This is a genomic window from Conexibacter sp. CPCC 206217 (genome assembly GCF_030646165.1).
Lineage (GTDB): Bacteria > Actinomycetota > Thermoleophilia > Solirubrobacterales > Solirubrobacteraceae > Conexibacter.
In genome coordinates this window covers 466,837-489,779 of the sequence record NZ_JAUTDO010000004.1, presented here as the reverse complement: position 1 = coordinate 489,779, position 22,943 = coordinate 466,837, and the positions used below count along the sequence as shown (strand labels likewise).

At 71.5% G+C, this 22,943-nt stretch carries 26 protein-coding genes; 24 read left to right on the top strand and 2 right to left on the bottom strand.

Annotation, left to right across the window (positions count from 1 at the left end):
* Positions 1-74 precede the first annotated feature (74 nt).
* The 8 genes from Q7L65_RS13515 (at position 75) to Q7L65_RS13480 (ending at position 6,261) form a co-directional block, all read left to right on the top strand.
* Positions 75-812 carry a flagellar hook-basal body protein gene (locus Q7L65_RS13515; RefSeq protein WP_304721899.1) on the top strand — a complete coding sequence of 246 codons (738 nt, stop codon included), beginning with the start codon at positions 75-77 and terminating at the stop codon, positions 810-812.
* A 2-nt stretch (positions 813-814) separates the two neighbouring features.
* A complete protein-coding gene (locus tag Q7L65_RS13510) occupies positions 815-1,114 on the top strand; it encodes a hypothetical protein (RefSeq protein WP_304721898.1) in 300 nt (99 codons plus the stop codon).
* Positions 1,111-1,650, top strand: coding sequence for a flagellar export chaperone FlgN (gene flgN / locus Q7L65_RS13505; protein ID WP_304721897.1), 540 nt, complete (start codon positions 1,111-1,113; stop codon positions 1,648-1,650). The genes Q7L65_RS13510 and flgN overlap by 4 nt, the downstream gene beginning before the upstream one ends.
* 12 nt (positions 1,651-1,662) lie before the next feature.
* Positions 1,663-2,991, top strand: coding sequence for a flagellar hook-associated protein FlgK (gene flgK / locus Q7L65_RS13500; protein ID WP_304721896.1), 1,329 nt, complete (start codon positions 1,663-1,665; stop codon positions 2,989-2,991).
* 2 nt (positions 2,992-2,993) lie between these two features.
* The gene (gene flgL / locus Q7L65_RS13495; RefSeq protein WP_370552553.1) at positions 2,994-3,899 is read left to right on the top strand and encodes a flagellar hook-associated protein FlgL; all 906 of its coding nucleotides are present in this window, start codon (positions 2,994-2,996) and stop codon (positions 3,897-3,899) included.
* Positions 3,900-3,921: 22 nt separating this feature from the next.
* Positions 3,922-4,383: a flagellar assembly protein FliW gene (gene fliW / locus Q7L65_RS13490; protein WP_304721893.1), complete on the top strand. Its 462-nt coding sequence runs from the start codon at positions 3,922-3,924 to the stop codon at positions 4,381-4,383.
* Positions 4,384-4,429: 46 nt separating this feature from the next.
* Positions 4,430-4,654, top strand: coding sequence for a carbon storage regulator CsrA (gene csrA, locus Q7L65_RS13485; RefSeq protein WP_304721891.1), 225 nt, complete (start codon positions 4,430-4,432; stop codon positions 4,652-4,654).
* Positions 4,655-4,746: 92 nt separating this feature from the next.
* Entirely contained in the window at positions 4,747-6,261 is a 1,515-nt protein-coding gene (locus Q7L65_RS13480; RefSeq protein WP_304721888.1) for a protein kinase, read from the top strand.
* Between the two features lie 52 nt (positions 6,262-6,313).
* Here Q7L65_RS13480 and Q7L65_RS13475 read toward each other — a convergent pair whose 3' ends face one another.
* Positions 6,314-7,012 carry a flagellar hook-basal body protein gene (locus Q7L65_RS13475; RefSeq protein WP_304721887.1) on the bottom strand — a complete coding sequence of 233 codons (699 nt, stop codon included), beginning with the start codon at positions 7,010-7,012 and terminating at the stop codon, positions 6,314-6,316.
* A 69-nt stretch (positions 7,013-7,081) separates the two neighbouring features.
* Between Q7L65_RS13475 and Q7L65_RS13470 the strand changes: the two genes are divergently transcribed.
* On the top strand, positions 7,082-7,690 hold the full coding sequence (locus Q7L65_RS13470) for a hypothetical protein (RefSeq protein ID WP_304721885.1): 609 nt from the start codon (positions 7,082-7,084) through the stop codon (positions 7,688-7,690).
* Between the two features lie 161 nt (positions 7,691-7,851).
* Here Q7L65_RS13470 and Q7L65_RS13465 read toward each other — a convergent pair whose 3' ends face one another.
* Complete coding sequence (locus Q7L65_RS13465) at positions 7,852-8,616, bottom strand: sigma-70 family RNA polymerase sigma factor (protein WP_304721883.1); 765 nt, start codon at positions 8,614-8,616, stop codon at positions 7,852-7,854.
* Between the two features lie 350 nt (positions 8,617-8,966).
* Here Q7L65_RS13465 and Q7L65_RS13460 point away from each other — a divergent pair, with 350 nt between their 5' ends.
* From Q7L65_RS13460 to Q7L65_RS13390, 15 genes are all read left to right on the top strand, one after another.
* Positions 8,967-11,390 (top strand): TPR domain-containing glycosyltransferase, encoded by a 2,424-nt coding sequence (locus Q7L65_RS13460; protein ID WP_304721882.1) that lies wholly within the window; start codon positions 8,967-8,969, stop codon positions 11,388-11,390.
* Between the two features lie 71 nt (positions 11,391-11,461).
* Positions 11,462-11,845, top strand: a complete 384-nt coding sequence (locus tag Q7L65_RS13455) for a hypothetical protein (protein WP_304721881.1) — start codon at positions 11,462-11,464, stop codon at positions 11,843-11,845.
* A complete protein-coding gene (fliD, locus tag Q7L65_RS13450; RefSeq protein WP_304721879.1) occupies positions 11,845-13,257 on the top strand; it encodes a flagellar filament capping protein FliD in 1,413 nt (470 codons plus the stop codon). Before Q7L65_RS13455 ends, fliD begins: the two co-directional genes overlap by 1 nt.
* A 98-nt stretch (positions 13,258-13,355) precedes the next feature.
* Positions 13,356-13,748, top strand: a complete 393-nt coding sequence (gene fliS, locus Q7L65_RS13445; protein WP_304721878.1) for a flagellar export chaperone FliS — start codon at positions 13,356-13,358, stop codon at positions 13,746-13,748.
* A complete protein-coding gene (locus tag Q7L65_RS13440) occupies positions 13,745-14,077 on the top strand; it encodes a hypothetical protein (protein WP_304721877.1) in 333 nt (110 codons plus the stop codon). Before fliS ends, Q7L65_RS13440 begins: the two co-directional genes overlap by 4 nt.
* Before the next feature lie 124 nt (positions 14,078-14,201).
* On the top strand, positions 14,202-14,555 hold the full coding sequence (flgB, locus tag Q7L65_RS13435; RefSeq protein ID WP_304721876.1) for a flagellar basal body rod protein FlgB: 354 nt from the start codon (positions 14,202-14,204) through the stop codon (positions 14,553-14,555).
* Positions 14,555-15,004, top strand: coding sequence for a flagellar basal body rod protein FlgC (gene flgC / locus Q7L65_RS13430; RefSeq protein ID WP_304721875.1), 450 nt, complete (start codon positions 14,555-14,557; stop codon positions 15,002-15,004). The genes flgB and flgC overlap by 1 nt, the downstream gene beginning before the upstream one ends.
* A complete protein-coding gene (locus Q7L65_RS13425) occupies positions 15,001-15,357 on the top strand; it encodes a flagellar hook-basal body complex protein FliE (RefSeq protein WP_304721873.1) in 357 nt (118 codons plus the stop codon). Before flgC ends, Q7L65_RS13425 begins: the two co-directional genes overlap by 4 nt.
* A 3-nt stretch (positions 15,358-15,360) precedes the next feature.
* The gene (gene fliF, locus Q7L65_RS13420) at positions 15,361-16,884 is read left to right on the top strand and encodes a flagellar basal-body MS-ring/collar protein FliF (protein WP_304721871.1); all 1,524 of its coding nucleotides are present in this window, start codon (positions 15,361-15,363) and stop codon (positions 16,882-16,884) included.
* 6 nt (positions 16,885-16,890) lie between these two features.
* Positions 16,891-17,973, top strand: a complete 1,083-nt coding sequence (gene fliG / locus Q7L65_RS13415) for a flagellar motor switch protein FliG (RefSeq protein WP_304721869.1) — start codon at positions 16,891-16,893, stop codon at positions 17,971-17,973.
* A complete protein-coding gene (locus Q7L65_RS13410; RefSeq protein ID WP_304721867.1) occupies positions 17,966-18,598 on the top strand; it encodes a FliH/SctL family protein in 633 nt (210 codons plus the stop codon). Before fliG ends, Q7L65_RS13410 begins: the two co-directional genes overlap by 8 nt.
* Before the next feature lie 8 nt (positions 18,599-18,606).
* The gene (locus Q7L65_RS13405) at positions 18,607-20,079 is read left to right on the top strand and encodes a FliI/YscN family ATPase (RefSeq protein WP_304721865.1); all 1,473 of its coding nucleotides are present in this window, start codon (positions 18,607-18,609) and stop codon (positions 20,077-20,079) included.
* A 109-nt stretch (positions 20,080-20,188) separates the two neighbouring features.
* Positions 20,189-20,638, top strand: a complete 450-nt coding sequence (gene fliJ, locus Q7L65_RS13400) for a flagellar export protein FliJ (protein ID WP_304721863.1) — start codon at positions 20,189-20,191, stop codon at positions 20,636-20,638.
* Positions 20,635-21,426 (top strand): lytic transglycosylase domain-containing protein, encoded by a 792-nt coding sequence (locus Q7L65_RS13395; protein WP_304721862.1) that lies wholly within the window; start codon positions 20,635-20,637, stop codon positions 21,424-21,426. The genes fliJ and Q7L65_RS13395 overlap by 4 nt, the downstream gene beginning before the upstream one ends.
* Positions 21,423-22,940: a flagellar hook-length control protein FliK gene (locus tag Q7L65_RS13390; protein WP_304721860.1), complete on the top strand. Its 1,518-nt coding sequence runs from the start codon at positions 21,423-21,425 to the stop codon at positions 22,938-22,940. The genes Q7L65_RS13395 and Q7L65_RS13390 overlap by 4 nt, the downstream gene beginning before the upstream one ends.
* The last annotated feature ends 3 nt before the right edge of the window (positions 22,941-22,943 follow it).

The following is a 22,943-nucleotide window of genomic DNA, read 5'->3' as shown; positions in this document are numbered from 1 at the left end:
CCGTCGAGCTGGACCGCACCTGCGGAGGCTGGGCTCCACACCCGATAACGGACCCCAACGCTCGAGGGACACGGATGCTCCAAGGCCTCTATTCGGCGGCCGCCGGCATGGCAGCGCAGCAGCAGCAGATCGACGGCGTCTCCAACGACCTGGCGAACGTCAACACGGTCGGCTACAAGCACGTGCGCGTCGGGTTCCGCGACCTGCTCTACAACTCGCAGGGCAACCAGGCCGGCGCGACGGTCGACGCCGGAGCGGGCGCCGCGGCGTCGTTCATCGGTCGCTCGCAGGCGCAGGGAACGCTGCAGAACACCGACCAGCCGCTCGACGTCGCGATCGCCGGCAGCGGCTTCCTGCAGGTTCGCACGCCGGACGGCAGACTCGCGCTGACGCGGGACGGCAGCCTGCGGCTGGACGACCGCGGCCGCTTCACGACCAGCGACGGCGCGCTGCTGGTGCCGGGCCTGCAGGTCCCGCAGAACACCCCGATCGACAGAATCTCGATCGCCCGCGACGGCGCCGTGCGCGTCGGCGGCCAGGCGATCGGCAACATCCAGCTCGTCAACGTCACCTCGCAGGACGGCCTGCAGCCGCTCGGCGACAACCGCTTCGCCGTCACGCCCGAGAGCGGGCCGGCGCGCGCCGCCGGCAACGACACCGCGCTGCTGCAGGGCCGCCTCGAGGGCTCCAACGTGAGCATGTCCGACGCGATGGTCGACATGATGACCGCGCAGCGCGGTTACCAGATGGCCTCCAGAGCGATCGCGATGCAGGATCAGATGCTCGAGGTCGCCAACCAGGTGAAGCGCTGACGATGAGCCTTCCACCGATCGACAGCGCGCTGCTGCCGGCGGACATCCGCCAGGCGCCGCAGGCGCGCAAGGACGCCTACACCGCGGCGCTCGGCTTCGAGCAGATGCTCGTCCAGCAGCTGACCGAGTCGCTCGCCAGCTCCGCCAGAAGCGCGATGGGCGGCGACTCGCCGTACGCGAACCTGATGCCGCAGGCGATGGCCGACGGCGTGATGGACGCCGGCGGGCTCGGACTCGCACGCCAGCTGACGGACGCGATGGCGCCCGCGCAGACCCCGAGAGCTCCGGAGGCCGCCGCATGAGCGCCTACGCGATGAAGCCGGACTACGCCGACCCGCTGCTGTCCAACGACGTGCTCGCGCACCTCGACGCGCAGATCGCGTCCGCCGCGCGCCTGCTCGAGATCGTGATGGCGCAGCACGACGCGATCAACCTGCGCGACGTCGACGCCGTCGTGCGCGAGGTCAGCGCCTTCCAGGCCGAGTTCCAGCGCCGCGCGCGCGTCGAGGACGAGCGCACTCGCCTGCTCAACCGCGCCGCCGCCGCGCTCGGGCTGTCGCCCGGCGAGGTGACCGTCACGCGGATGACGCTGCTGATGCCGCCGCACCTGGCGCAGCAGGCGCAGACGCGCAGCGCCGAGCTGCAGCGACTGCTGACCGAGCTGACGCGCCAGCACACGCTCAACCAGTCGCTGATGCGACAGGAGCTGGCGTTCCTGGACCATCTGCTGAACATCGTCGAACCCGTCTCCTCGCTCGGCTACGAGCCGGGCGGGACGCTCAACTCCATGCCGGTGGCACCGCTGCCGGGTCAACACGCCCTCGACCTCCACGCCTAGAGGCCCAGACCAATGCCGATCTCCTCATTCATGGGCCTGCAGACATCGCTGCGCGGGCTGATCGCCCATCAGCAGGCCATGAACACCACCGGCCACAACCTGGCCAACGCGAACACCGTCGGCTACTCCCGCCAGGAGGCGGTGATGGCGGCGATGGACGCGCTCGTGCTGCCGGCCAACTCCGCGACCACCGGTGCCGGCGCGCAGCTGGGCACGGGCGTCGACGTGGCGCAGATCCGCCGCATCCGCGACAGCTTCCTCGACATCCAGTTCCGTGCCAAGAACATGGAGCTGGGCGACGCCGCGACGCAGTCGGCGTCGCTTGAGCAGGCCGAGCTGGGCTTCGCGGAGCCGACCAGCGACGGCATCAACGCGCTGCTCGGCAGATTCTGGAGCGCATGGTCGGATCTCGCCAACGCGCCGGAGTCCGACGCCGCGCGCACGGCCGTCGTGAGAATGGCGAGCACGCTCGCGGGCGCCTTCCAGTCGGTCCATTCGCAGCTGACGACCGTCGCGACGCAGGCGACGAACGAGTACAACGCGATCACCGGCCCCGACGGCGACGTCGACGTGTGGGCGAGAGAGCTGGCGCAGCTCAACGACGTGATCTCGCAGGCGGTCGCGGTCGGCCAGTCGCCCAACGACCTGCTCGACCGGCGCGACTTCCTGATCGACAGGCTGTCCGAGCTGGCGCAGGTGTCGGTCACCGACACCGGCATGGGCACGGTCAGAGTCGACTTCGGCGGCGTCACGCTGATCGACAAGACGGCGGCCGGCGGCTACACCTGGCCGCAGACGTTGACCAACCCGGGCGGCAAGCTCGGCGCGCTGCAGGAGCTCGGCGACCCGACCGGTCCCGCGCTGACCTATCGCGACAGACTCGACGCGATCGCGAGAGACCTCGTCACGAGCGTCAACGCGCTGCACTCGGCCTCGACCGGCGTCGACTTCTTCGACCCGGCCGGCGTGACCTCCGACAGACTCGCCGTCATCGCGACGGCCGCGACGCTCGTCACCGGCAGCACGACCGACAGAGGCAGAAACGATGTCGCCAACGCGATCGCGCAGCTGCGCGGCGGCAGCGTCGACAGAACGTACGGCGCGCTCGTCGCGCAGGTCGGCAGCGACGTGAAGGCGATCCGCTCCACGGAGGCGGTCCAGCAGGCGCTCGTCGACGCGATCGAGGATCGCCGCCAGAGCGTCCAGGGCGTCTCGCCCGACGAGGAGATGACGAACATGATCCGCTTCCAGCGCGGCTATCAGGCGTCGGCGCGCACGATGACGACGCTCGACGACATGCTCGACACACTGATCAACCGAACCGGACGGGTGGGGCTGTAGCCATGGCGATGCGCATCACTTCTCAGATGACGGCCCGGCACACGATCCGGGACCTCAACGGCGACATGAACACGCTGTCGGCGATCCAGCGCAAGATGTCGTCGGGCAAGGAGATCACGCGCCCGTCGGACAACCCGTACGGCACCAGCCGCGCGCTCGCGCTCGGCGGCGAGGTCGCGGGCCTGCAGCAGTACCAGCGCAACGTCGACGACGGCACCGCCTGGCTCAACGCGGCCGACGCGTCGCTGTCGAAGATCGGCGACGCGGTCCAGCGCGTGCGCGAGCTGCTGATCCAGAGCGGCTCGGACTCGGCCGGTCCGAGAGCGCGCGAGGCCGCCGCGGCGGAGATCGACCAGCTGATCGAGACGGTCAAGCAGGAGTCGAACGTCCAGTACGCCGGCCGCTTCATCTTCTCCGGCACCGCGACCGACAGAACGCCGTACACGCTCAACGGCGCCGACACCTACAACGGCAACGCCGACACGATCCAGCGCGAGATCGGGCCGGGCGTCGAACTCGACATCAACGTCGGCGTCTCGCCGCTGCTCGGCAACGGGCAGGCCGCCAGAGACGACCTGCTGCTGAACACGCTGCGCGACATCGCCGACGACATGCGCAGCGGCGACGGCGACAGACTGCGCGGCACCGACATCGTGCGGCTGGACAGAAACTTCGACGCGCTCAACCAGATCCGCGCCGACGTCGGCGCGCGCACGAACCGGCTGGAGGTCGCGTCGGGCCGCCTGGCGGCGCTGGAGGAGAACTCGATCGAGCTGCGCTCGCAGGTCGAGGACGCCGACACCGTCAAGACGCTGATCGACTACACGACGCAGCAGGCCGCCTACAACATGGCGCTCAAGGCCGGCTCGGCCGTGGTCCAGAACTCCCTGATGGACTTCCTGCGATAGCGAAGCGAGGAGGAGAGACCCCTTGTCACTCACGATCGACAGCACGCGGTTCGGCCAGATCGAGGTCGACCCGGACAGCGTGGTCGAGTTTCCCCACGGCATGATCGGCTTCGAGAGCCGCCGCTTCGCGCTCGTCGCGCGCGACGCGGACGCGGACTTCCTCTGGCTGCACTCGGTCGACGACCCGGCGCTCGCGCTGCCCGTGACCGATCCGCGTCGCTTCTTCGGCGGCTTCGAGGTCGAGCTGGCGGAGGAGGAGCGCGAGCGGCTCGGCCTGCCGCAACTCACCGCGACCGACATCTATGTCACCGTTCGGGCAAGCGACCAGCTCGAAGGCTTCACGGCGAACCTGCGCGCACCGATCGTCATCTCCGAGGGCCGCGGCCACCAGGTCATCAACCAGGCGGCCGAGGCCCGGCTGCGAGCCCCGCTCTTCGAGCAGCTCGCGGAGGCGGCGGACGACGCATCGGGCCAGGCCGCCTGACGCCCCACGGGCCTCGGTCGGCCATCCGCTTCCAAGGAGGAACGTCGTGCTGATCATCACCCGCAGGCCGGGCGAGAAGATCGTCCTCGGCGACGACATAACGCTCATGGTGATGGAGGTCAGCGGCCAGACTGTCCGTCTCGGCATCGATGCACCGAAGTCGCTGCCGATCTACCGCGAGGAGATCTGGGCAGCGGTCAAGCAGGAGAACGAGGCCGCCGCCAACGCGGGCGAGATCCCACCGCTGCGCAAGCGCCCGGAGAGAGCGTAGGCGCGCCGGAGCGAGCCGGCCGTCGTACCTTTGCCGACGCAATCTCCGTCTCAGAGCCGGACTCAGCGCCCGCGCGTCGTAATGTTGGGGCAGTGAGCACGCTGCTCGGCACTCTGTTGAACGACCGCTACCGCCTCGAGGCCCGGATCGGGACCGGCGGCATGTCGACCGTCTACCGCGCGCTCGACGAGACGCTCGAGCGGCAGGTCGCGATCAAGCTGATGAATCGCGAGATCGCGTCGGACTCGGATCAGCTCGAGCGCTTCCGCCGCGAGGCGCGCGCGGTCGCGCAGCTGTCGCATCCCCATATCGTCGGCGTGATCGACGCCGGCGAGGACGCCGGCCGGCCCTACATCGTCTTCGAGTACGTCGAGGGCGAGACGTTGAAGGAACGGATCCGGCGGCTCGGCGGGCTGCCGATCAGCGAGGCGGTCGCGTACGCGATCGAGATCGCGCGCGCGCTCGGCGCCGCGCACGCGCGCCACATCGTCCACCGCGACGTGAAGCCGCAGAACGTCCTGATCGACGAGGAGGGCAGCGCGAAGGTCACCGACTTCGGGATCGCGCGCACGCTCGACGAGGACGGCCTGACGCAGGACGGCCGCGTGCTCGGCACGACCGACTACGTCTCGCCCGAGCAGGCGCTCGGCCATCCCGTCTCGGGCCAGTCGGACCTCTACTCGCTCGGCATCGTGCTGTTCGAGATGCTGACCGGCAGCGTCCCCTTCAGAGGCGAGAACCAGGTCGCGGTCGCGATGAAGCACGTGCGCGAGGAGCTGCCGGACGTGCAGGCGCTGCGGCCGGAGGTGTCCGCCTCGCTGGCGGCCGTGATCGACCGCGCGACGGCGAAGGAGCTGAGGGAGCGCTACCGCAGCGACGAGGAGCTGATCGCCGACCTGGAGGACGTGCTGGCGCTGGAGACCGCGCGCGCCGGCAGCGCGACGGGCGAGGCGACGACCGTGATCCGGACGCTGCCGCGGCGCGCGCGCAAGCGCGTCCCGCTGCGCGTGCGCAGACCGCAGGTGCTGGCGTTGATGGCGCTGGTGGCCGTCGTCGCGGCGCTGGTGGTGGTGATCGTCGTGCTGAACGGCAAGGAGGCCGGCACCGGCACGACCGGCGAGCCGAGCGGCACCGCCGACAGAGGTGGCCAGGTCGAGCAGCTGGTGCCGATCGGCCTCAGCCAGACGGCCGCCGACGACTACGACCCCAACGGCGACTCCAGAGAGCACGCCGACGAGACGACCGCAGCCGTCGACAAGAACCCGACCACGTTCTGGAGCACCGAGAGATACGACGGCGGCGTGCTGGCGAAGCCCGGCGTCGGTCTCACGGTCGACGTCTCGCCGGGCGCCGTGCTGCGCAGAATGGTCGTGCGGACGCCGACCAAGGGGTTCTCGGCCGACGTCTACATCACGCCCGGCGACGTGCCCGCGGGCATCGACGACCCGGCCTGGAGAAGAGTCGCGACGGTGCCGAGCGTCGGCAGCCGCCAGGAGATCACGCTCGAGAGCGGCGGCGAGCGCAGCCGCCACGTGCTGCTGTGGATCACGAGACTGCCGCCCGGCGGCGACCACGTCGAGATCAGCGAGATCGCGCTGTGGCGATGAGCTGAGACGGCGCGGCGCCGCGCGGTTGCGCGGCGCGCGGTCGAGCGTGTCGCTAGGAGGCGCCGCCGGTCGCGTTGGCGACCTGGGTGCCGGTGCGGCGCAGCGTGTCGTCGATCGTCTGGATGACCTTCTGGCCGGCCTCGTAGGCGCGGAAGGAGGCGATCATGTCGACCATCGTGCGGGCGGGGTCGATGCCGGAGCCTTCCAGCGCACCGGTCTGGACCGCGCCTGCGGCCTGGCCGGCGACCGCGCCGGCGAAGTAGTTGTCGCCTTGCTTCGTCGCGCCGGTCAGTCTGAAGACGCCGACCGTCGCCGCGTCGACCTGGCCGTTGGCGGCGATCTGGACCTGGCCGCCGCCTCTGCCGACGACGGGGTTGCCGAGCTGGTCGACGAGCAGGCCCTGGGGCGAGGCGGTGAACTGCCCGTTGCGCGTGTATCTGACGCCCTGCGGCGTCTGCACGCCGAAGTAGCCCTCGCCGGCGATCGCCAGGTCGAGCGGTTCGTCGGTCACGCGCGTCGCCTGCGGCGACAGGTCGGTCGTCATCTCGTCGGCGTAGACGCCGGTGCCGAGCGGCCCGACGACCTGGCCGGTCGAGGTGTTGCTCAGCAGCAGGTCGCCGAAGCTCGACTGCGTGACGCGGTCGGCCTTGTAACCGGGCGTCGAGGAGTTCGCGAGGTCGTTTGCGATCGCGTCCTGGCGCATCTGCTCGGCAACCATGCCGGACGCCGCGATGTAGAGGCCACGTTCCATGTAGCCCGTGTAGTCGGAGCTGGGAGCGGGATCTTTAGTCGCCGCCCCAGCGGCTACGCTGCGCGTCGAATGCCGCAGTCGCTGTCCGTCGATCTCGTGCTGCTGCGCGCCTCCGCGCCCGACCTGTCGCTGACGCCCGGCCGTTCGCTGGCGGCGCGCGTGCTGGAGCGCGGCCAGCAGAACGTCGGGATCATCAACCTCGCCGGCGCGATCCTGACGGCGGAGCTGCCGAGCGACGTCAGACCCGGCGACCGCCTGCGGCTGATCGTGCAGGAGGCGACCAACGAGCGGCTGCTGCTGCAGATCGCGCAGCCGCGCGAGCTGTCGGCAAGCGCCTTCCAGCAGCTGCCGCCGCCCGCGCCGGCGGAGGTGAACCTGCCCGGGGGGCGCCGGCTGGCGGTGCTTGAGCGCGACGGCGGCGGCAGCGACGGCGAGCGCGACGGCGAGGAGGGCGGATCGCTGACGCTGCGCTACGAGCTGCCGCAACTGGGTGCGGTCGAGCTGCACGTGTCGGTCGACGCGATCGCGTCGCGCGTGCGGATCGCGCTGCCGGCGGACGTGCTGGAGCAGGGGGAGCAGCGCACCGAGCAGTTGCACGCGACGCTGCAGACGCAGCTCGGTCGTCCGGCCGAGATCACGCTCGTCCCGCGGCACGACCCGCTCGACGTCTATGCCTGAGGATCGCTCGCACGACGACGCGGCGCTCGCTGCGGCACTGTCCCAGTTGGCGCTCGGCGACCTCCCCGAACCGCTGTGGCACGCGGTCGCCGAGACACTCGACTGGGTGGGGCGGCTCGACCGTGAGGTGGCGAGCCGCGGTACGACGGTCCCTGCCGGGCCTACGCGACCTCGCTGAAGAGAACGCTGTCCGCAGACAGCTCTTCCTTCAGCATCCGCTTCAGCTGTCCGTGGATCTGGCAGACGCGGCTCTCGGAGACGCCGAGGATCCCGCCGATCTCGCGCAGCGTGAGGTTCTTGACGTAGAGCAGCACGGCGACCTCGCGCTCGCGGCGCGGCAGCCGCTCGAAGGCGGCGCGGAAGCGCATCTTCGCCTGGTCGCGGGCCGTGTGGTGCTCGGGGTCGGCGAAGCGATCCTCGCTGACGAGCGTGTCTATGCGCTCGATCGCGGTCTCGTCGTCGCTCAGCACGAGCGTGTTGAGCGAGGTCACGTCCGAGGCGACGATCTCGTCTTCGCGAGCGCGCAGCTCGCTGACGGTCGACCCGAGCGCACCGGCCAGCTCCTCGCGTGAGGGCCGCCGACCGTGAACGCCGATGAAGTGTTCCCTGGCCTGGTTGATGTCGCGCTCCCAGCGGCGCAGCGAACGCGGCGCCCAGTCCTGGCGGCGCAGCTCGTCGAGCACGGCGCCGTGGATCCGCGTCCAGGCGAACTGCTCCAGCGTCGCGCCCTTCTCCGGGTCGTAGCGCTCGATCGAGTGGATCAGGGCCTCGAGCCCGCAGGAGATGAAGTCCTCGACCTCGCAACGCGCGGGGATCTCGCGGACCTTCTTGTAGACGATGTACTTCACCATCGGTGCGAACGTCAGGACAAGACGGTCGCGAACGGCGCGGTCGCCGCTCTCCTTGTACTGCCGCCACAACGTCAATGCATCCTCTGCGGAGATGCGTGTGTGGCGCCTCGTATCGAGCTTCATGCTCCGATGCCTTCCTGGGGGTTCGAGGGACTGCCTGCGGTTTGGGGGTGCGCCGCTGGTATCGGAAGACCACCTCACGAGCTGGATAGCCCGATTGGGGTACTAAACCCCCAACATCCGTCCAGATGAACGTGTGAGGTGTCATAAGCGCGTTTCGCCGAGCCATCTACCGGCACGCGCAAAAACCGTGGGTTTGCTGGGACTTCGCGTCAGCCGGCGCACCGCCGCGTTCAGGTCTGGGGCGCCGCTGCCGATCACGAGGGCGTCCGTTCCCTCGTCGTCATCCCTCGGAGGCAGCTCGCATGGCACTGCGCATCATCGGCTCATCCTCGGCGCCCACGGCGCCGGCGTTGCTGCAACGCGGCGACGTCGCCGGCTACCGCGCGCTGTTCGCTCAGACGGCCGAGCTCGAAGACGTCAACGCCCGCTACGCCGCACGCTGCGAGCTGGTGAAGGCGGCCTTCGCCGCGGCCGCGACGGCGTCGGCGAAGGACGCCGTCGCGATCCGCATCGCCGCCGCGCACGAGACACTCGTCGTGCTGGAGCAGGAGCCGCGCGAGCCGGTGCTGCTCAACCAGGCCGGCGTGCTGCTGGCGGAGCTGGCCGCGTTCCGCGCCGGCCAGGCGCTGCTGGAGGCGGCGGCGCGGCTGGACCCCGAGCTGCCCAACGTCGCGACCAACCTCGCCGACGTGCGCCCCCGGCGCGAGCAGACCGGCCAGATGCCGGCCGTCGTGCGCGGCGAGCTGGTCCCCCGCGCGCTGCGTGTCGCCAAACGCGCGCAGCCGGCCGTGGGCAAGACCGTCACGCTCTGCATGATCGTCAAGGACGAGGAGGAGATGCTGCCACGCTGCCTGGCGGCCGCCGCCCCCGCCGTCGACGAGATCGTGATCGTCGACACCGGCTCCAGCGACCGCACGATCGAGATCGCCGAGTCGTTCGGTGCGCGCGTGATCGAGCGGCCGTGGACCGGCTCGTTCTCCGAGGCCCGCAACGCCTCGCTCGACGCCGCCACGAGCGACTGGGTGTTCGTGCTCGACGCCGACGAGATGCTCGTGCCCGACGACGTCGTGCAGCTGCGCAGCCTGCTCGGCCAGACCTGGCGCGAAGCCTTCTACATCTCCGAGATCAACTACACCGGTGACCTCGACGACGGCACCGCGACGACCCACAGCGCGCTGAGACTGTTCCGTGCGCGGCCGCAGTACCGCTACGCCGGTCGCCTGCACGAGCAGATCCTCGACGCGCTGCCGGTGCGCGCGCCGGAGCGCTTCAGCACGGTCCCGGTGCGGATCGAGCACTTCGGCTACCTCGGCGCCGTGCGCGACGCGAAGGAGAAGTCGCGCCGCAACATCGAGCTGCTCAAGCGCCAGCGGGAGGACGGCGACACGTCCGCCTTCATGCACTTCAACCTCGGCTCGGAGTACGGCGCGCTCGGCGACGCCGAGGCCGCCCTCGCCGAGTTCGAGCAGGCCGCGGCGCTGCTCGCGGCCGAGCAGGACACGCCGGACGCCGGCTACCTGCCGGCGTTCACGAGCCGCCACGTGCGCGCGCTGCGGCTGTGCGGACGCCACGAGAAGGCGATCGAGCTGGCCGAGACGTCGCTCGTGCGCTTCCCCGGCTTCACCGACCTCGTCTATGAGCAGGCCGCCGCCGCGCAGGCGCTCGACCGCATCGAGGACGCGATCGCCTACTTCGAGCGCTGCCTCGAGCTGGGCGACGCGCCGGGTCGCTACACGGCGACCGTCGGGATGGGCACGTACCTGCCGACGATCGAGCTGGCGCAGCTGCGGATGGCGCGCGGCGACGCCGGCGGCGCGGTCGAGCTGCTCGACGGCTGCCTCGCCGACCATCCCGGCTTCTTCGGCCTCGTGCACCCGTTCGCTGCCGCGCTGCTGGCGGACGGCACCGATCCCGGCGAGGTCGTCGAGCGGATCGAGGCGCGCGTCGCGAAGCTGACGCCGACCGTCCGCTTCATGCTCGGGACCGCGCTCTACGAGCGCGGCGAGACCGTCGCCGCGGAGCGGCAGTACCGCAGCCTGCTGGAGCAGGCGCCCGCCAGCAGCAACGCGCGCGTCGCGCTGGCCGAGTCGCTGCTGTCGCAGTCGCGCTGGGAGGACGCAGCCGGCGTCGCCGCCGAGCTCGGCAGCGACGATCCGCATGCCGTCGCCGCACGCCGCAGCGAGCTGTTCGCGCGGCTTGCCGGCGGCGACCTCGACGGTGCTGCCGCCGTGCTCGCGCGCGACGAGCGCGTGCTCGTCGACGACGCCGCGGTGGCGCGGCCGCTGCTGCCGGCGAGCGACCGCGCGCTGTTCGCTGCGTGGCTGGCCGCCGCGCGCGGCGAGGCCGAGCACTCCGTGCTGCCGCTCGCCGCCGTGCCGCTGCTGGCCGTCACGCTGGAGGCGCTGTTGCGCGTCGAGGCGGTCGACGCCTTCGGCACGCTCGTGCCGCTGCTGGACCGCTGCCCGATCAGCCCGCGCGAGCAGCGCGAGCTGCGCGCCGGCATGTACCTGCGGCGCGGCTTCCTCGCCTCCGCCGCCGAGGAGTGGATCGCCGTCTGCGCGGTCGACCCCGGCGACGTGCGCGCGCTCGTCGGGCTGGCGCAGTGCGCGGGCGAGCAGGGGATGGTCGAGGAGGCGCTCGACTTCGCACGCGAGGCGCATGCGCTCGATCCGCTCGACGCCCGCGCGTCACGGCTGCTGGAGCGCTTGGAGCCAGCCGCCGCCTGACGCTCCAGAACGGCGCTCATATGCCTGTCGAGCCGATCTCAAGTTCGACTTCTGAGGGCCGACGACGGTGGGTGACCCCAAACGGCGCCCACCGGCGGGTGGACGCGTGGAGGACTCCCATGAGCTTGAACGTCGCGCCAGTCGCACCGAGCAGCTACAGCGCCGCAATCGACCCCGCGTCGGTGCAGCGCCGCGCCCGCCCGGCAGCGCCGGAGCGCGACGTCTGGCCCAGCGGGAAGATCCCGGCGAGTCCCCCGCCGGAGGTCATCGACGCGATGCAAGCCGCGTCGCGGGCCTATCAGGCCCTGCGCGCGCAGGGCCGTGAACTGCACTTCGCCAAGAACGCCGACACCGGCCGCATGACGATCGAGGTCCGTGATCTCGACGGCAACCTGCTGCGCTCAATCCCGCCGAGCAGACTGCTCGACGTTGTCACCGGAGGAGAACTCGACTGATGTCGACCATGAGCATCGGGGGCCTCGCTTCGGGCCTCGACACGACCTCGATCATCGCGCAGCTGATGGCGCTCGAGCGCGGTCCGCGCAACCTGCTCGACACCAAGCAGACGCTGCTCCAGACCAAGCAGACGCTGCTGAAGGGCATCCAGACGCAGCTCAGAACGCTGCAGACCGCGGCCGCTGACCTGCGCTCCGTCACGCTCTTCTCGCAGACGCAGAGAATCGAGTCGAGCGACCCGACGAAGGTGTCCGCGTCGAGCACCTCCGGCGCGGGCGTCGGCGGATATCAGCTCGAGGTCACCCAGCTCGCCAACGCCGCGCAGCGCAGCTACGCCTACACGGCGCCCGCGGCCGACGGCTCGATCACGATCGACGGTCACGCGACCGCGGTCAGAGCCGGCATGTCGGCGCAGGAGCTGGCGACGGCGATCAACACGGACAGAGACGCGACGGTCTACGCCGCCGCGACGGCCGACGACAGAATCGTGCTGTCGACGCGCGCGACCGGCGCGACGGGCGGCAGCTTCATCAACGTGACGGCCGATCCTGCGTTGACGGAGGACGTCACGAGAGCGCGCGACGGCAGAGACGCGCTCTACACGGTCGACGGCGTCGCCAGCAGATCGTCGACGAACGTGCTCAGAGACGCGGTCGCCGGGGTCACGCTGACGCTCAGAGGCGTCACGACGACGAGCGGGCCGATCACGATCTCGGTCGGCGCCCCGGGCGCGGACACGGACGCGATCCAGAGAAAGGTGCAGGCGTTCGTTGACACGTACAACGCGACGGTCGACGCGATCCGCTCGAAGCTCGACGAGAAGTCGGTGCCGGACCCGCGCACGCAGGAGGACATCAAGAACGGCGTCGCGGATCCGCGCACGTCCGCCCAGCTGCAGGCCGGCACCCTGTTCGCCGACACGCAGCTGAACAGCCTCCTGTCGACGATGCGCCAGGCGATCTACTCGCCGGTCAGTGGCGCGCCGGCCGGCTTCGACAGCCTCTCGGCGCTCGGCATCTCGACCGGCGCGGTGACCGCGACGACGTCGAAGGACACGCTCGCAGGCAAGCTGACGCTCGACGTCGACAGATTCACGAAGGCGCTGACCGACGATCCCAACGCGGTCCGCAACCTGCTCTCCGGCGTCGACAACGTCGGCGGCTGGGCGCGCAGCTTCGAGTCGATCGTGAACACGACCGCCGGCACCGACGGCATCCTTGCCAGCCGCATCACCGGCGGCGACAGCGAGATCACCGCGCTCAGATCGCAGATGTCGCAGATGGACCAGCGGCTGTCGGTCAAGCAGAGAGCGCTGGAGGCGCAGTTCGCGGCGCTCGAGGTCGCGATGTCCAAGAGCCAGACGCAGAGCCAGTGGCTGACCGGCCAGCTGGCCGGGCTCAACAACAACTAGCGCTGACACGGTCCGCACGCGGCGGCGGGACTCAATCTCTCGCCGCCGCGTCCGATCACCCGAATGACGGTTGTATCCCTCGATTCCCCGGAAGGCCAATGAGCACTCATCTCGCGGCATCGCCGCAGGCCTATCGTGAGAGCGCGGTTCTGACCGCGCCACCGGAGCGTCTCGTCGTCATGCTGTACGACGGCGCAAGACGCTTTCTCTACCAGGCCGCAGTGACGATGCGCACCGGCGACGTGCAGACCTCGCACGACCGCCTGCGCCGCGCCGAGGCGATCATCGATCACCTGCTCGCGACGCTTGACATGAGCCAGGGGGAGATCTCCCAGCAGCTCGAGTCGATCTATCTCTTCTGCCAGCGGCTGCTGGCCGAAGGCCGCATCAGACAGGACGCCGACAAGCTCGACCAGGTCAGCGAGCTGCTGGGCGGGCTGCGCGAAGCCTGGGACCAGATCGCCTCCGCGCCGCAGCAGGCGCAGCTGTGAGCGTGACCGAGCCGTACGAGCGCCTCGTCGCGCTCGCCGAAGAGGAGCTCGCGCTCGTCGTGCGCCCGGAGCTGCCGACGCTCGACGAGCTCGACGGCCTGCTGACCGAGCGCGATCGCATCGTCGCGTCGTTGCCGACGCAGGCGCCGGCGTCAGCCGCGCCCGCGCTGGCGCGCGCGATGGCGCTGCAGGAACGCACCACCACGGAGCTGGCGACGCGCGCCGCCGAGGTGCGCCGCTCGCTCGGGCAGGTCGAGCAGGGCCGCCGCACCGCGCGCGGCTACGGCGACTCCTCGCCGCTGCGGGGCGCGCTCGACGCGGCCGGTTAGCAGCGAGCACGGACGCATTGCTCAAGAACCTCCGCGGGCAGCCGATCTTCTCGCGTGATGACCGTGAGAGGGAACCACTCACCGGTCCCGATCTCATGGACGGCTTGAAAGGACCCTCGACTCGATGAGCCTCTTCGACAGCACCCAGATCTCGCTCGAGACCGCCCTGCGCGGTGCCTCGATGCGTCAGGAGCTGCTGACGAACAACCTGGCGAACATCAACACGCCGGGTTACCAACGTCAGGACCTCGACTTCCACGCGGCGCTGCAGAGCGCGCAGGCGGCCGGCAGCGATCCCTCCGCGATCGACTTCCAGGCCAAGACCGACCCGTCCCGCACGGTGCGCGCGGACGGCTCCGGCATGGACGCCGACCAGGAGTCGGCGGCGCTCGCCAAGAACACGCTCGAGTACCAGGCGCTCGTCCAGGTGATGGGCGCGCGCAACCAGATCATGCAGACCGCGATGGGTGTCCGCTGATGGGCATCTTCGACGCGATCGACATCGCCGGTAGCGGCCTCACGGCCGAGCGCCTGCGGATGGACGTCACCGCCGAGAACCTCGCCAACGCGCAGACGACGCGCACGGCCGACGGCGGTCCGTACCAGCGCAAGGAGGTCGTCCTCCAACCGTCCAGCGGCAGCTCGTTCGGATCCGTCCTCACGGGCGCGATCGGCGGCGTCCGCCCGACCGACCCGCCCAACGGGGTCGAGGTCGCGGGGATCGTCGAGGACACCAGCTCGCAGCGGCTCGTCTACGACCCCAGCCATCCGGACGCGAACGCGCAGGGCTACGTCGCGATGCCGAACGTCAACCCTGTCACGGAGATGGTCGACCTGATCAGCTCCTCCCGCTCCTACGAGGCGAATGTGACTTCGATGCAGTCCGCCAAGCAGATGTTCACCAAGACGCTCGAGCTGCTGCGATGATCGCGGCGGTCGACCCCTCGATGGCTGTCGGCGCCGGTGGCGCCGGTGGCGAATGGCTGATCCAAGGCGTTCCCGACCTTCCGCAGGCGGAGCTGCAGACCCCGGCGGTCGACGGCGTCGCCCCTGCCGGCGGCGACAGCTTCGGCAGCATGCTGAGCGACCAGATCAGCAAGCTCTCCGAGCTGCAGAACGGCGCGGCCGACGCTGGCACCGCGCTCGCGAACGGCACCGCGACCGACCCTGTCTCCGCCGTCGTGGCGGTCGAGAAGGCGCAGCTCGCGATGCAGTTCGCCGGCCAGATCCGCACGAGAGGCGCCGAGGCGCTCTCCGAGATCTTCCGCACCCAGATCTGATCCATGCCCACACGCGCCCTGCTCGCCAACCTCTCCACCCGCGGCAAGATCGTCCTGGCCGCGGGCGCGCTCGCGATCGTGGTGGTGCTGTTCGTGCTCTTCAAGATCGCGACGGCGCCCAGCTACACGACCATGCTGACCGGCATGGAACCGAAGCAGACGGGCGAGGTGACCGCCGCGCTCGACGAGAGAGGCATCAGATACGAGCTGCAGAACAACGGCACCGCGCTCGCCGTGCAGAAGGACCAGACGGCGCAGGCGCGGATCGCGCTCGCCGGCGCCGGTGTCCCGGCCAGCACGCAGGACGGCTACAAGATCCTCGACGACCAGAAGCTCGGCACCTCCAACTTCCAGCAGCAGGTCAACTACCAGCGCGCGCTCGAAGGCGAGATCGCGCAGACGATCGAGCAGGTCGACGGCGTCTCCGACGCGCAGGTCCAGCTCGTGCTGCCCGACAGAGAGGCGCAGCTGTTCGCGGAGAACACCAGTCCCGCGACCGCCGCCGTGCTGCTGTCGTCCGGCACCGCCGGGCTCGACGAGGGCCAGGTGCGCGGGATCGCGCAGCTGGTCACCAACAGCGTCCCGGGCCTGAAGGCCGACAAGGTCACGATCTCCGACAGCAGCGGCACGATGATGTGGCCGACCGCCACCAGCGGCGGCGCGGGCGGCTCCAGCCTGTTGGCCAAGCAGGCGGCCGAGGCGCGCTACGACCAGGCGACCGCCGCCGAGCTGACCTCGATGCTGAACCGCACGCTCGGGCCCGGCATGGCCGAGGTCCAGGTCAAGGCCGACCTCGACGCGAACGAGTCGACGCAGGACAGACTCGTGTACGGCAGAGACGGCGTCCCGACGACGAGAAGAACCGAGGTCGAGTCGCTCGTCGGCAGAGGCGCCAGAGCCGGCGGCATCGCCGGCACGGGCGGCAACAACCCGCCGGCGTACGCCCAGCAGGGCACCGGAGACTCGGACTACAGACGTGAGACCGAGGACCAGAACTTCGCGGTCAACAAGACCGTCACGCGCACGAGAATCGCGCCCGGCGCGATCAACAGACAGCAGGTCGCGGTGCTGATCGACTCCTCGATCCCCGCCGCGATGCTGCCGCAGATCAGAGACGCCGTGCTGTCGGCGGCCGGGATCGACACCGATCGCGGCGACGCGCTCACGCTCGGGCAGGTCGACTTCGCCTCGCCGCCGAGACCGGAGGCCGCGAACCCGACCGACAAGATCTGGGACTACGCCAGATATGCGTTGCTCGGCATGGCCGTCCTGATCTTCCTCGCGCTCGTCGCGCGTCAGCTGCGCAAGCGCGAGAACGAGGCGCTGGGCCAGCAGCCGACGTGGCTGAACGAGATCGAGTCGCCGCGCTCGCTGGCCGAGCTGGAGCGCCCCGAGGAGCTCACGCCGACGAGAGTGCTGCCGCTCAGATCGCCCGAGAACCCGGCGCGACTGCAGGTCGAAGAGCTGATCGACCGCAACCCCGAACGCGTGGCGCAGCACGTCCGCGCGTGGATGCAGGAGGACTAGGTCGTCATGGCGATTCCACTCCCGGCCGCGACCGAAGAGGCGACCAACGCGGCCGTGATGCCGGCGCCGCGGCGCCTGCCGCAGAGAACCGCCGTGCGGCTCAGAGGCCGTCACAAGGCCGCCGTCCTGCTCGTCGCGCTCGGCCCCGAGAGAGCCGCGGAGATCTTCAGACATCTGCGCGAGGAAGAGATAGAGACGCTCTCGCTGGAGATGGCGAAGCTGACGCAGGTCGACCACGAGTCGGTCGAGTCGGTCTTCGACGAGCTGGTCGCGACCGTCCAGGCGTACGACTCGCTCGCCGCCGGCGGCGTCGACTACGCCCGCGACGTGCTCGAGCGCGCACTTGGCCCTGAGCGCGCGGCCGAGATCATCGGGCGCCTCTCGACGGTGATCGAGATGCGGCCGTTCGAGTTCCTGCGCCGCACGCCGCCGGAGCACATCGTCACGTTCCTGCGCGCCGAGGCGCCGCAGACGATCGCGCTCGTGATCGCCAACCTCCACACGACGCTCGCCGCGCAGGTGCTCGCGCATCTGCCGGAGGACGAGCAGGCCGACATCGCGCTGCGGATCGCCCGCATGAGCGAGACGCCGCCGGACGTCGTCAAGGAGATCGAGGGCGTGATGCGGCAGAAGCTCGCCTCCGTCGTGCAGCAGGAGTACTCCTCGCAGGGCGGCGTCAAGTCGCTCGCGGAGATCCTCAACTACACGGACCGCCCGACCGAGCGCAACGTGCTCGACACGCTGACCGAGCGCGACGCCGAGCTGGGCGAGGAGGTCCGCCGGCTGCTGTTCGTGTTCGAGGACATCGCCAAGCTCGACGACCGCTCGATCCAGCTGGTGCTGCGCGAGGCCGACCAGAGAGATCTGGCGCTGGCGCTGCGCGGCGTCGACGACGAGGTCAAGGAGCGGATCCTCGGCAACATGTCCGAGCGCGGCGCGACGTTGCTGCGCGAGGAGATGGACTTCCAGCCGCCGCAGCGCAAGCGCGTCGTCGAAGAGGCGCAGGGTCGCATCGTCGCGATCGTGCGACGGCTCGAGGACGCCGGCGCGCTCGTGATCGGACGCGGCGGGAGCGACACCATTGTCTGACGCGGCCGCAGCCGGCGCAGCCGACGTCTCGCCGTACGCGTTCCGCCAGCTGGAGCCGCCGAGAGCGATCACGCTGCGCGAGCTCGAGGATCCGATCGCCGAGGCGCGTGCCGAGGCGCAGCAGATCCGCGAGACCGCGCGCGCGGAGGGCTACGCAGACGGGCAGGCGGCGGCGCAGGCCGCCGCCCAACCGCCGCTGCAGGCCGCGCTCGATGCGCTGCAGCAGGCGATCGCGGGCGTCGAGCGGGTCCGTGAGGAGACTGCGGCGATGGTCGAGCGCGACGCGATCGAGCTTGCACTGCAGCTGTCGGAGAAGATCGTCGCGGGCGCGCTCGCGGTCGAGTCGGAGCGGGTCGTCGACGTCGTGCGCGGCGCGCTGCGCCGCCTCTCCGAGCGCCGTCGCGTGACGATCCTCGTCAATCCGGCCGACCTCGAGACGGTCCGCAGCGCGAGCGAGTCGTTCATCACGACGCTCGGCGGGATCGAGCACTGCGAGGTCCAGGCCGAGCGGCGGATCGCGCCCGGCGGCGCGATCGTGCGCACCGAGGAGGGGCAGATCGACTCGCAGGTCAACACCGCGCTCGTGCGCGCGCGCGAGCTGGTCGAACTGGAACTCGGCGAGTAGGAGCCGCGATGAGCCCTGAGGATCAGACTCCCGAGGCGGCCGTCGTGTGCGAGGACGTCGGCGAGACGCTCGCGTACATCGGCAACGTCCTGCGCGCGAGCGACCTGTCGCGCCGTCACGGCCGCGTCAGCGACCTGATCGGCCTGGTCGTCGAGGCGACCGGCCTGCAGGCGGAGGTCGGCGAGATCTGCATGGTCAACGGCGACCGCGGCCACCCGCCGGTGCCGGCCGAGGTGGTCGGCTTCCGCGGTCAGCGGACGTTGCTGATGCCGCTCGGCGAGATGCACGGGATCGGCCCCGCGACGACCACGCGAGCGACCGGCACGCCGTTTCGCATCCGCGTCGGTGACGACCTGCTCGGTCGCGTGATCGACGGGCTCGGCAGACCGATCGACGGGATGCCGCGCGCGACCGCCGGCAAGCCGCGCTCCGCCAACGCCTCCCCGCCCGATCCGCTCGAGCGCCCCCGCATCGACACGCGCGTCGACCTCGGCGTGCGCGCGCTCGACGCGCTCGTGCCGTGCGGTCGCGGCCAGCGCCTCGGCATCTTCGCCGGCTCCGGCGTCGGCAAGTCCTCGCTGCTGGGCATGATCGCCCGCTCGACGACCGCCGACGTCAACGTGATCGCGCTCGTCGGCGAGCGCGGCCGCGAGGTGAAGGAGTTCATCGAGCGCGACCTCGGCGACGCGATCGCCCACTCGGTCGTGGTCGTGGCGACCTCCGACCAGCCCGCTCTCGTCCGCATCAAGGCCGCGTTCACCGCCACCGCGATCGCCGAGCACTTCCGCGATCAGGGCAAGGACGTGATGCTGATGATGGACTCCGTCACGCGTTTCGCGATGGCTCAGCGCGAGGTCGGCCTGGCGATCGGCGAGCCGCCCGCCACGCGCGGCTACACGCCGAGCGTCTTCGCGCAGTTGCCGCGCCTGCTGGAGCGCTCCGGCACCGCGCAGGCCGGCTCGATCACCGGCCTCTACACCGTCCTCGTCGACGGCGACGACATGAACGAGCCGATCGCCGACGCGGTCCGCTCGATCCTCGACGGTCACATCGTCCTCACGCGCGAGCTCGCGCACGCGTCGCACTATCCCGCGATCGACGTGCTGCAGTCGGTCTCGCGGCTCGTCGGCGAGGTCGTCTCGCCGCAGGTGCGCGCCGCCGGCCAGGCGGTCCGCCACCTGATGGCGGCGTACAAGGAGAAGGAGGACCTGATCGCGATCGGCGCCTACCAGACCGGCACCGATCCGACCGTCGACGCGGCCGTCGCGCTGCGCCCGCAGATCGACCGCTTCCTGCGCCAGCGCGTCGACGACGCGACCTCGGCGGCGCAGGCCGACCAGCAGCTGCTCGACATCGCCGCGCAGATCGGCGAGCACACCGGCGTCGGCTCCGACCCGCAGTTCGCGGCCGACCCGATCCCCGCCGTCGCGGGCGCGCCCGACGGCGGCGACCCGGCGATACCGGGCCCGCTGAGCCTCTAGCAGCGCGCGCTCGCGCGCTTGCGCGTGACCGTGCTGGGCGATCGCGCCCACCGTGTCCAACATCCGTCCAACGGGTGAAGGTTGGGCCGCGGGGGCCGACTACCGGGTCGTGAACCAGTTCACCTTCCGTCTCGAACGCGTGCGCGCTCTGCGCGAGCGTGGCGAGGATCTCGCCAAGCAGGAGCTGGCCGGTGCGTTGACGCACCGGCAAGGCTGCGAAGAGCGTCTGCGCGAGACCGGCGCCGAGCTCGACCTCGCGCGCGCGCGCCAGCGCGACCTCGCCGCCGGCGGGCCCGCCAGCGCGCTCGACATGATCGCGCGCCAGCAGTACCTCGAGCGCGTCGAGCGCAACCGCATGCAGGGTCAGCAGGAGCTGATGCAGAGCGACGCCGAGGTTGCGCGCCGCCGTGCCTCGCTCGTCGAGGCCGCGCGCGACCGTCAGGCGCTGGAGCGCCTGAAGGAGAGACGCCGCGCCGACCACGCGCTCGCGCTGAAGCGCTTCGAAGGCGCCGAGATGGACGAGATCGCGATGACGCTGCACCGCCGGAGAGCCGCGTGAGCGTCGCCGCCGTCGAGCCGCCGGTCGCACCCGGAAGCGGGGCGCAGGCCGCGATCGCTCGCATCGCCGAGCTGCAGCAGCTGGTCGCGCAGGCCAACGGCGCGCAGCCGGCCGCTCCCACGACCTCCAACGGCGGGGCCACCTTCCCGGCCGCGCTCGCCGGTGCCGCCGGCACGACCGCGCCGAGCGCCGCCGCGCCGCCGCCGTTCGGCAGCCTGCCCGTCGCCGCGCCGACCACGGCCGGTGCCGTGCCGACGACGCTCGGCGGCACGCCGAGCGCGTTCGACGGCCTGATCGTCGAGGCCGCGCAGCGCCACGGGCTCGATCCCGCGCTGCTGAAGGGCCTGATCCGCGCCGAGTCCGACTTCGACCCGGGCGCCGGCAGCTCGGCCGGCGCCGCCGGCCTCACGCAGCTGATGCCGGGCACCGCCAGCACCCTCGGCGTGACCGACCGGCTCGACCCCGCGCAGTCGATCGAGGGCGGCGCGAAGTATCTGCGCCAGCAGCTCGACGCCTTCGGCGGCGACGTCACGAAGGCGCTCGCGGCCTACAACGCCGGTCCAGGCGCCGTGCAGAGATACAACGGCGTCCCGCCGTACGCCGAGACGCAGGCGTACGTGCAGAAGGTGCAGGTGTACGCGGACGAGTACCGCGTCGCACCGGCCGCGGCGCTTGCGCCGGCCGCGACCGTCCCGCCGACGCTGGCGCAGGTCACCGCGCCCGGCGGCGCGACCGCACCGCTCTTCACCTCGGCAATCCCAACGACTGGATCGGGAACGATCACATGAGCATCCTCACTCCGCTGCCGGTGGCGCCAGCGCCGCCGGCGACTGCGGGGCCGCCGAGACCCGGCGGCCGATCCGCACCGCCCGACGGCGACCCGTTCGCGTCGGTGCTCGACCAGCAGGCCCGGACCGCCACTGCGGAAGGCCTCTCGAAGAAGCAGCAGCAGGACAAGCGCGTGGACGGCAGGGGCTCGGCTCCCGCCGACGACGCGTCGCAGCCGGTCGACGGCGACGCCGTCAAGCCCGCTGCGGACGCGGCGGATCCGACCGCGCTGGCGGCCGCGCTCAACTCGATCCTGAGCGGCGCGACGTCGACGCCGACCGCGCCGACGGTCAACGCCGCCGCGGCTGAGGCGCCTGCGCAGCAGCCGCCCGCGACGACGACGGCCGCGGCGGTCGCGACGGCGGTGCCCGTGCCGGCGGAGATCTCGCTCGCCGCAGCCGCGGCGACCGCGCCGCCGGCCGCTGGGCCGGCGACCGCTGCGACGGCGACCGGCACGAGCGCGACGGCCGCGATCGCCGCGACGCCGGCGGCCGCGCCGGTCGCCACGCCCGCGCTGCCGACGACCGGCACGGGCGAGCAGCCCGGCACGCCGGCGGCCCCGTTGGCCGCGACCGCCGTCGCGGCGACGACCGCCGACGACGCGACGGTCACGCCGCCGCAGGCGGGCGCGCCCGCGACGACCACGGCGACCGATCCCGCCGGCGACCCGCTGCAGGCGGCGACGCCGGACGCGACCGCGCCCGGCACCGGTGGCGGCGCGAGCGACGGCACGGACTCCGGCACGAGCGGCAGCGAGCCGCGCAAGCCGGCGACCGCGCCCGTCGCGCCGACCGTCTCCGCCGCCGACCGCGCTGCCAACAGCGCTGCCGCGGCCGCCCCCGCCGCACCGACGACGGCCACGCCGACCGCCGGCTCGAGCGCATCGAGCACGCCTGCGCAGGCGGCGCCCGCCGCCCCCGCGCCGAACGGCGCCGCCGCGCTGCCGCTGTCGGGCCAGCTCGGACCGGCGCACAGCGCGACCGCCGCGAACGCGGCCGCCGCGACGGCGACGACCACCCGCGTCACGCTCGACCACGCGGTCGAGACGGTCCGGCTCGCGATGCGCGCCGGTGCCGAGCGCGGTGTCACGCACGCGCGCATCAGCCTCAGCCCGGCTGAGCTGGGCGGCATCGAGATCCATCTGCGGCACACCGTCGACGGCCTTGTCGCGCGCGTGATCGCCGACAGCGCCGGTGCCGTGCAGGTGCTGCAGCAGTCGGCCGGCGACCTGCGCCGCGAGCTCGAGCAGCAGGGCCTGACGCTGCTGCAGCTCGACATCGGCGCGTCCGACGACCAGGCCGCCCAGACTGCCGCGCAGCGCGGCTTCGACGGCGCCGCCGACGCGGACGCCCGCCGTGGCCGCCGCGACACGGCCGGCCCCGCCGACGAGATCCTGACCGTTGCGACCGACGCCCCCGCGGCCGGCCGGTCGCTCCAACTTCCCAACGGCGCGCTCGTCGACGTGCTCGCCTGAGCT

What these genes read in the sequence shown, in the direction of transcription:
- fliG (WP_304721869.1), top strand. Translation starts at nt 16,891, where the DNA reads ATGGCGATTCCACTCCCGGCCGCGACCGAAGAGGCGACCAACGCGGCC.
- Q7L65_RS13390 (WP_304721860.1), top strand. Translation starts at nt 21,423, where the DNA reads ATGAGCATCCTCACTCCGCTGCCGGTGGCGCCAGCGCCGCCGGCGACT.
- Q7L65_RS13475 (WP_304721887.1), bottom strand. Translation starts at nt 7,012, where the DNA reads ATGGAACGTGGCCTCTACATCGCGGCGTCCGGCATGGTTGCCGAGCAG.
- Q7L65_RS13510 (WP_304721898.1), top strand. Translation starts at nt 815, where the DNA reads ATGAGCCTTCCACCGATCGACAGCGCGCTGCTGCCGGCGGACATCCGC.
- fliD (WP_304721879.1), top strand. Translation starts at nt 11,845, where the DNA reads ATGTCGACCATGAGCATCGGGGGCCTCGCTTCGGGCCTCGACACGACC.
- fliS (WP_304721878.1), top strand. Translation starts at nt 13,356, where the DNA reads ATGAGCACTCATCTCGCGGCATCGCCGCAGGCCTATCGTGAGAGCGCG.
- flgK (WP_304721896.1), top strand. Translation starts at nt 1,663, where the DNA reads ATGCCGATCTCCTCATTCATGGGCCTGCAGACATCGCTGCGCGGGCTG.
- fliF (WP_304721871.1), top strand. Translation starts at nt 15,361, where the DNA reads ATGCCCACACGCGCCCTGCTCGCCAACCTCTCCACCCGCGGCAAGATC.
- Q7L65_RS13405 (WP_304721865.1), top strand. Translation starts at nt 18,607, where the DNA reads ATGAGCCCTGAGGATCAGACTCCCGAGGCGGCCGTCGTGTGCGAGGAC.
- Q7L65_RS13470 (WP_304721885.1), top strand. Translation starts at nt 7,082, where the DNA reads ATGCCGCAGTCGCTGTCCGTCGATCTCGTGCTGCTGCGCGCCTCCGCG.
- Q7L65_RS13515 (WP_304721899.1), top strand. Translation starts at nt 75, where the DNA reads ATGCTCCAAGGCCTCTATTCGGCGGCCGCCGGCATGGCAGCGCAGCAG.
- flgC (WP_304721875.1), top strand. Translation starts at nt 14,555, where the DNA reads ATGGGCATCTTCGACGCGATCGACATCGCCGGTAGCGGCCTCACGGCC.
- flgN (WP_304721897.1), top strand. Translation starts at nt 1,111, where the DNA reads ATGAGCGCCTACGCGATGAAGCCGGACTACGCCGACCCGCTGCTGTCC.
- flgL (WP_370552553.1), top strand. Translation starts at nt 2,994, where the DNA reads ATGGCGATGCGCATCACTTCTCAGATGACGGCCCGGCACACGATCCGG.
- flgB (WP_304721876.1), top strand. Translation starts at nt 14,202, where the DNA reads ATGAGCCTCTTCGACAGCACCCAGATCTCGCTCGAGACCGCCCTGCGC.
- Q7L65_RS13425 (WP_304721873.1), top strand. Translation starts at nt 15,001, where the DNA reads ATGATCGCGGCGGTCGACCCCTCGATGGCTGTCGGCGCCGGTGGCGCC.
- Q7L65_RS13460 (WP_304721882.1), top strand. Translation starts at nt 8,967, where the DNA reads ATGGCACTGCGCATCATCGGCTCATCCTCGGCGCCCACGGCGCCGGCG.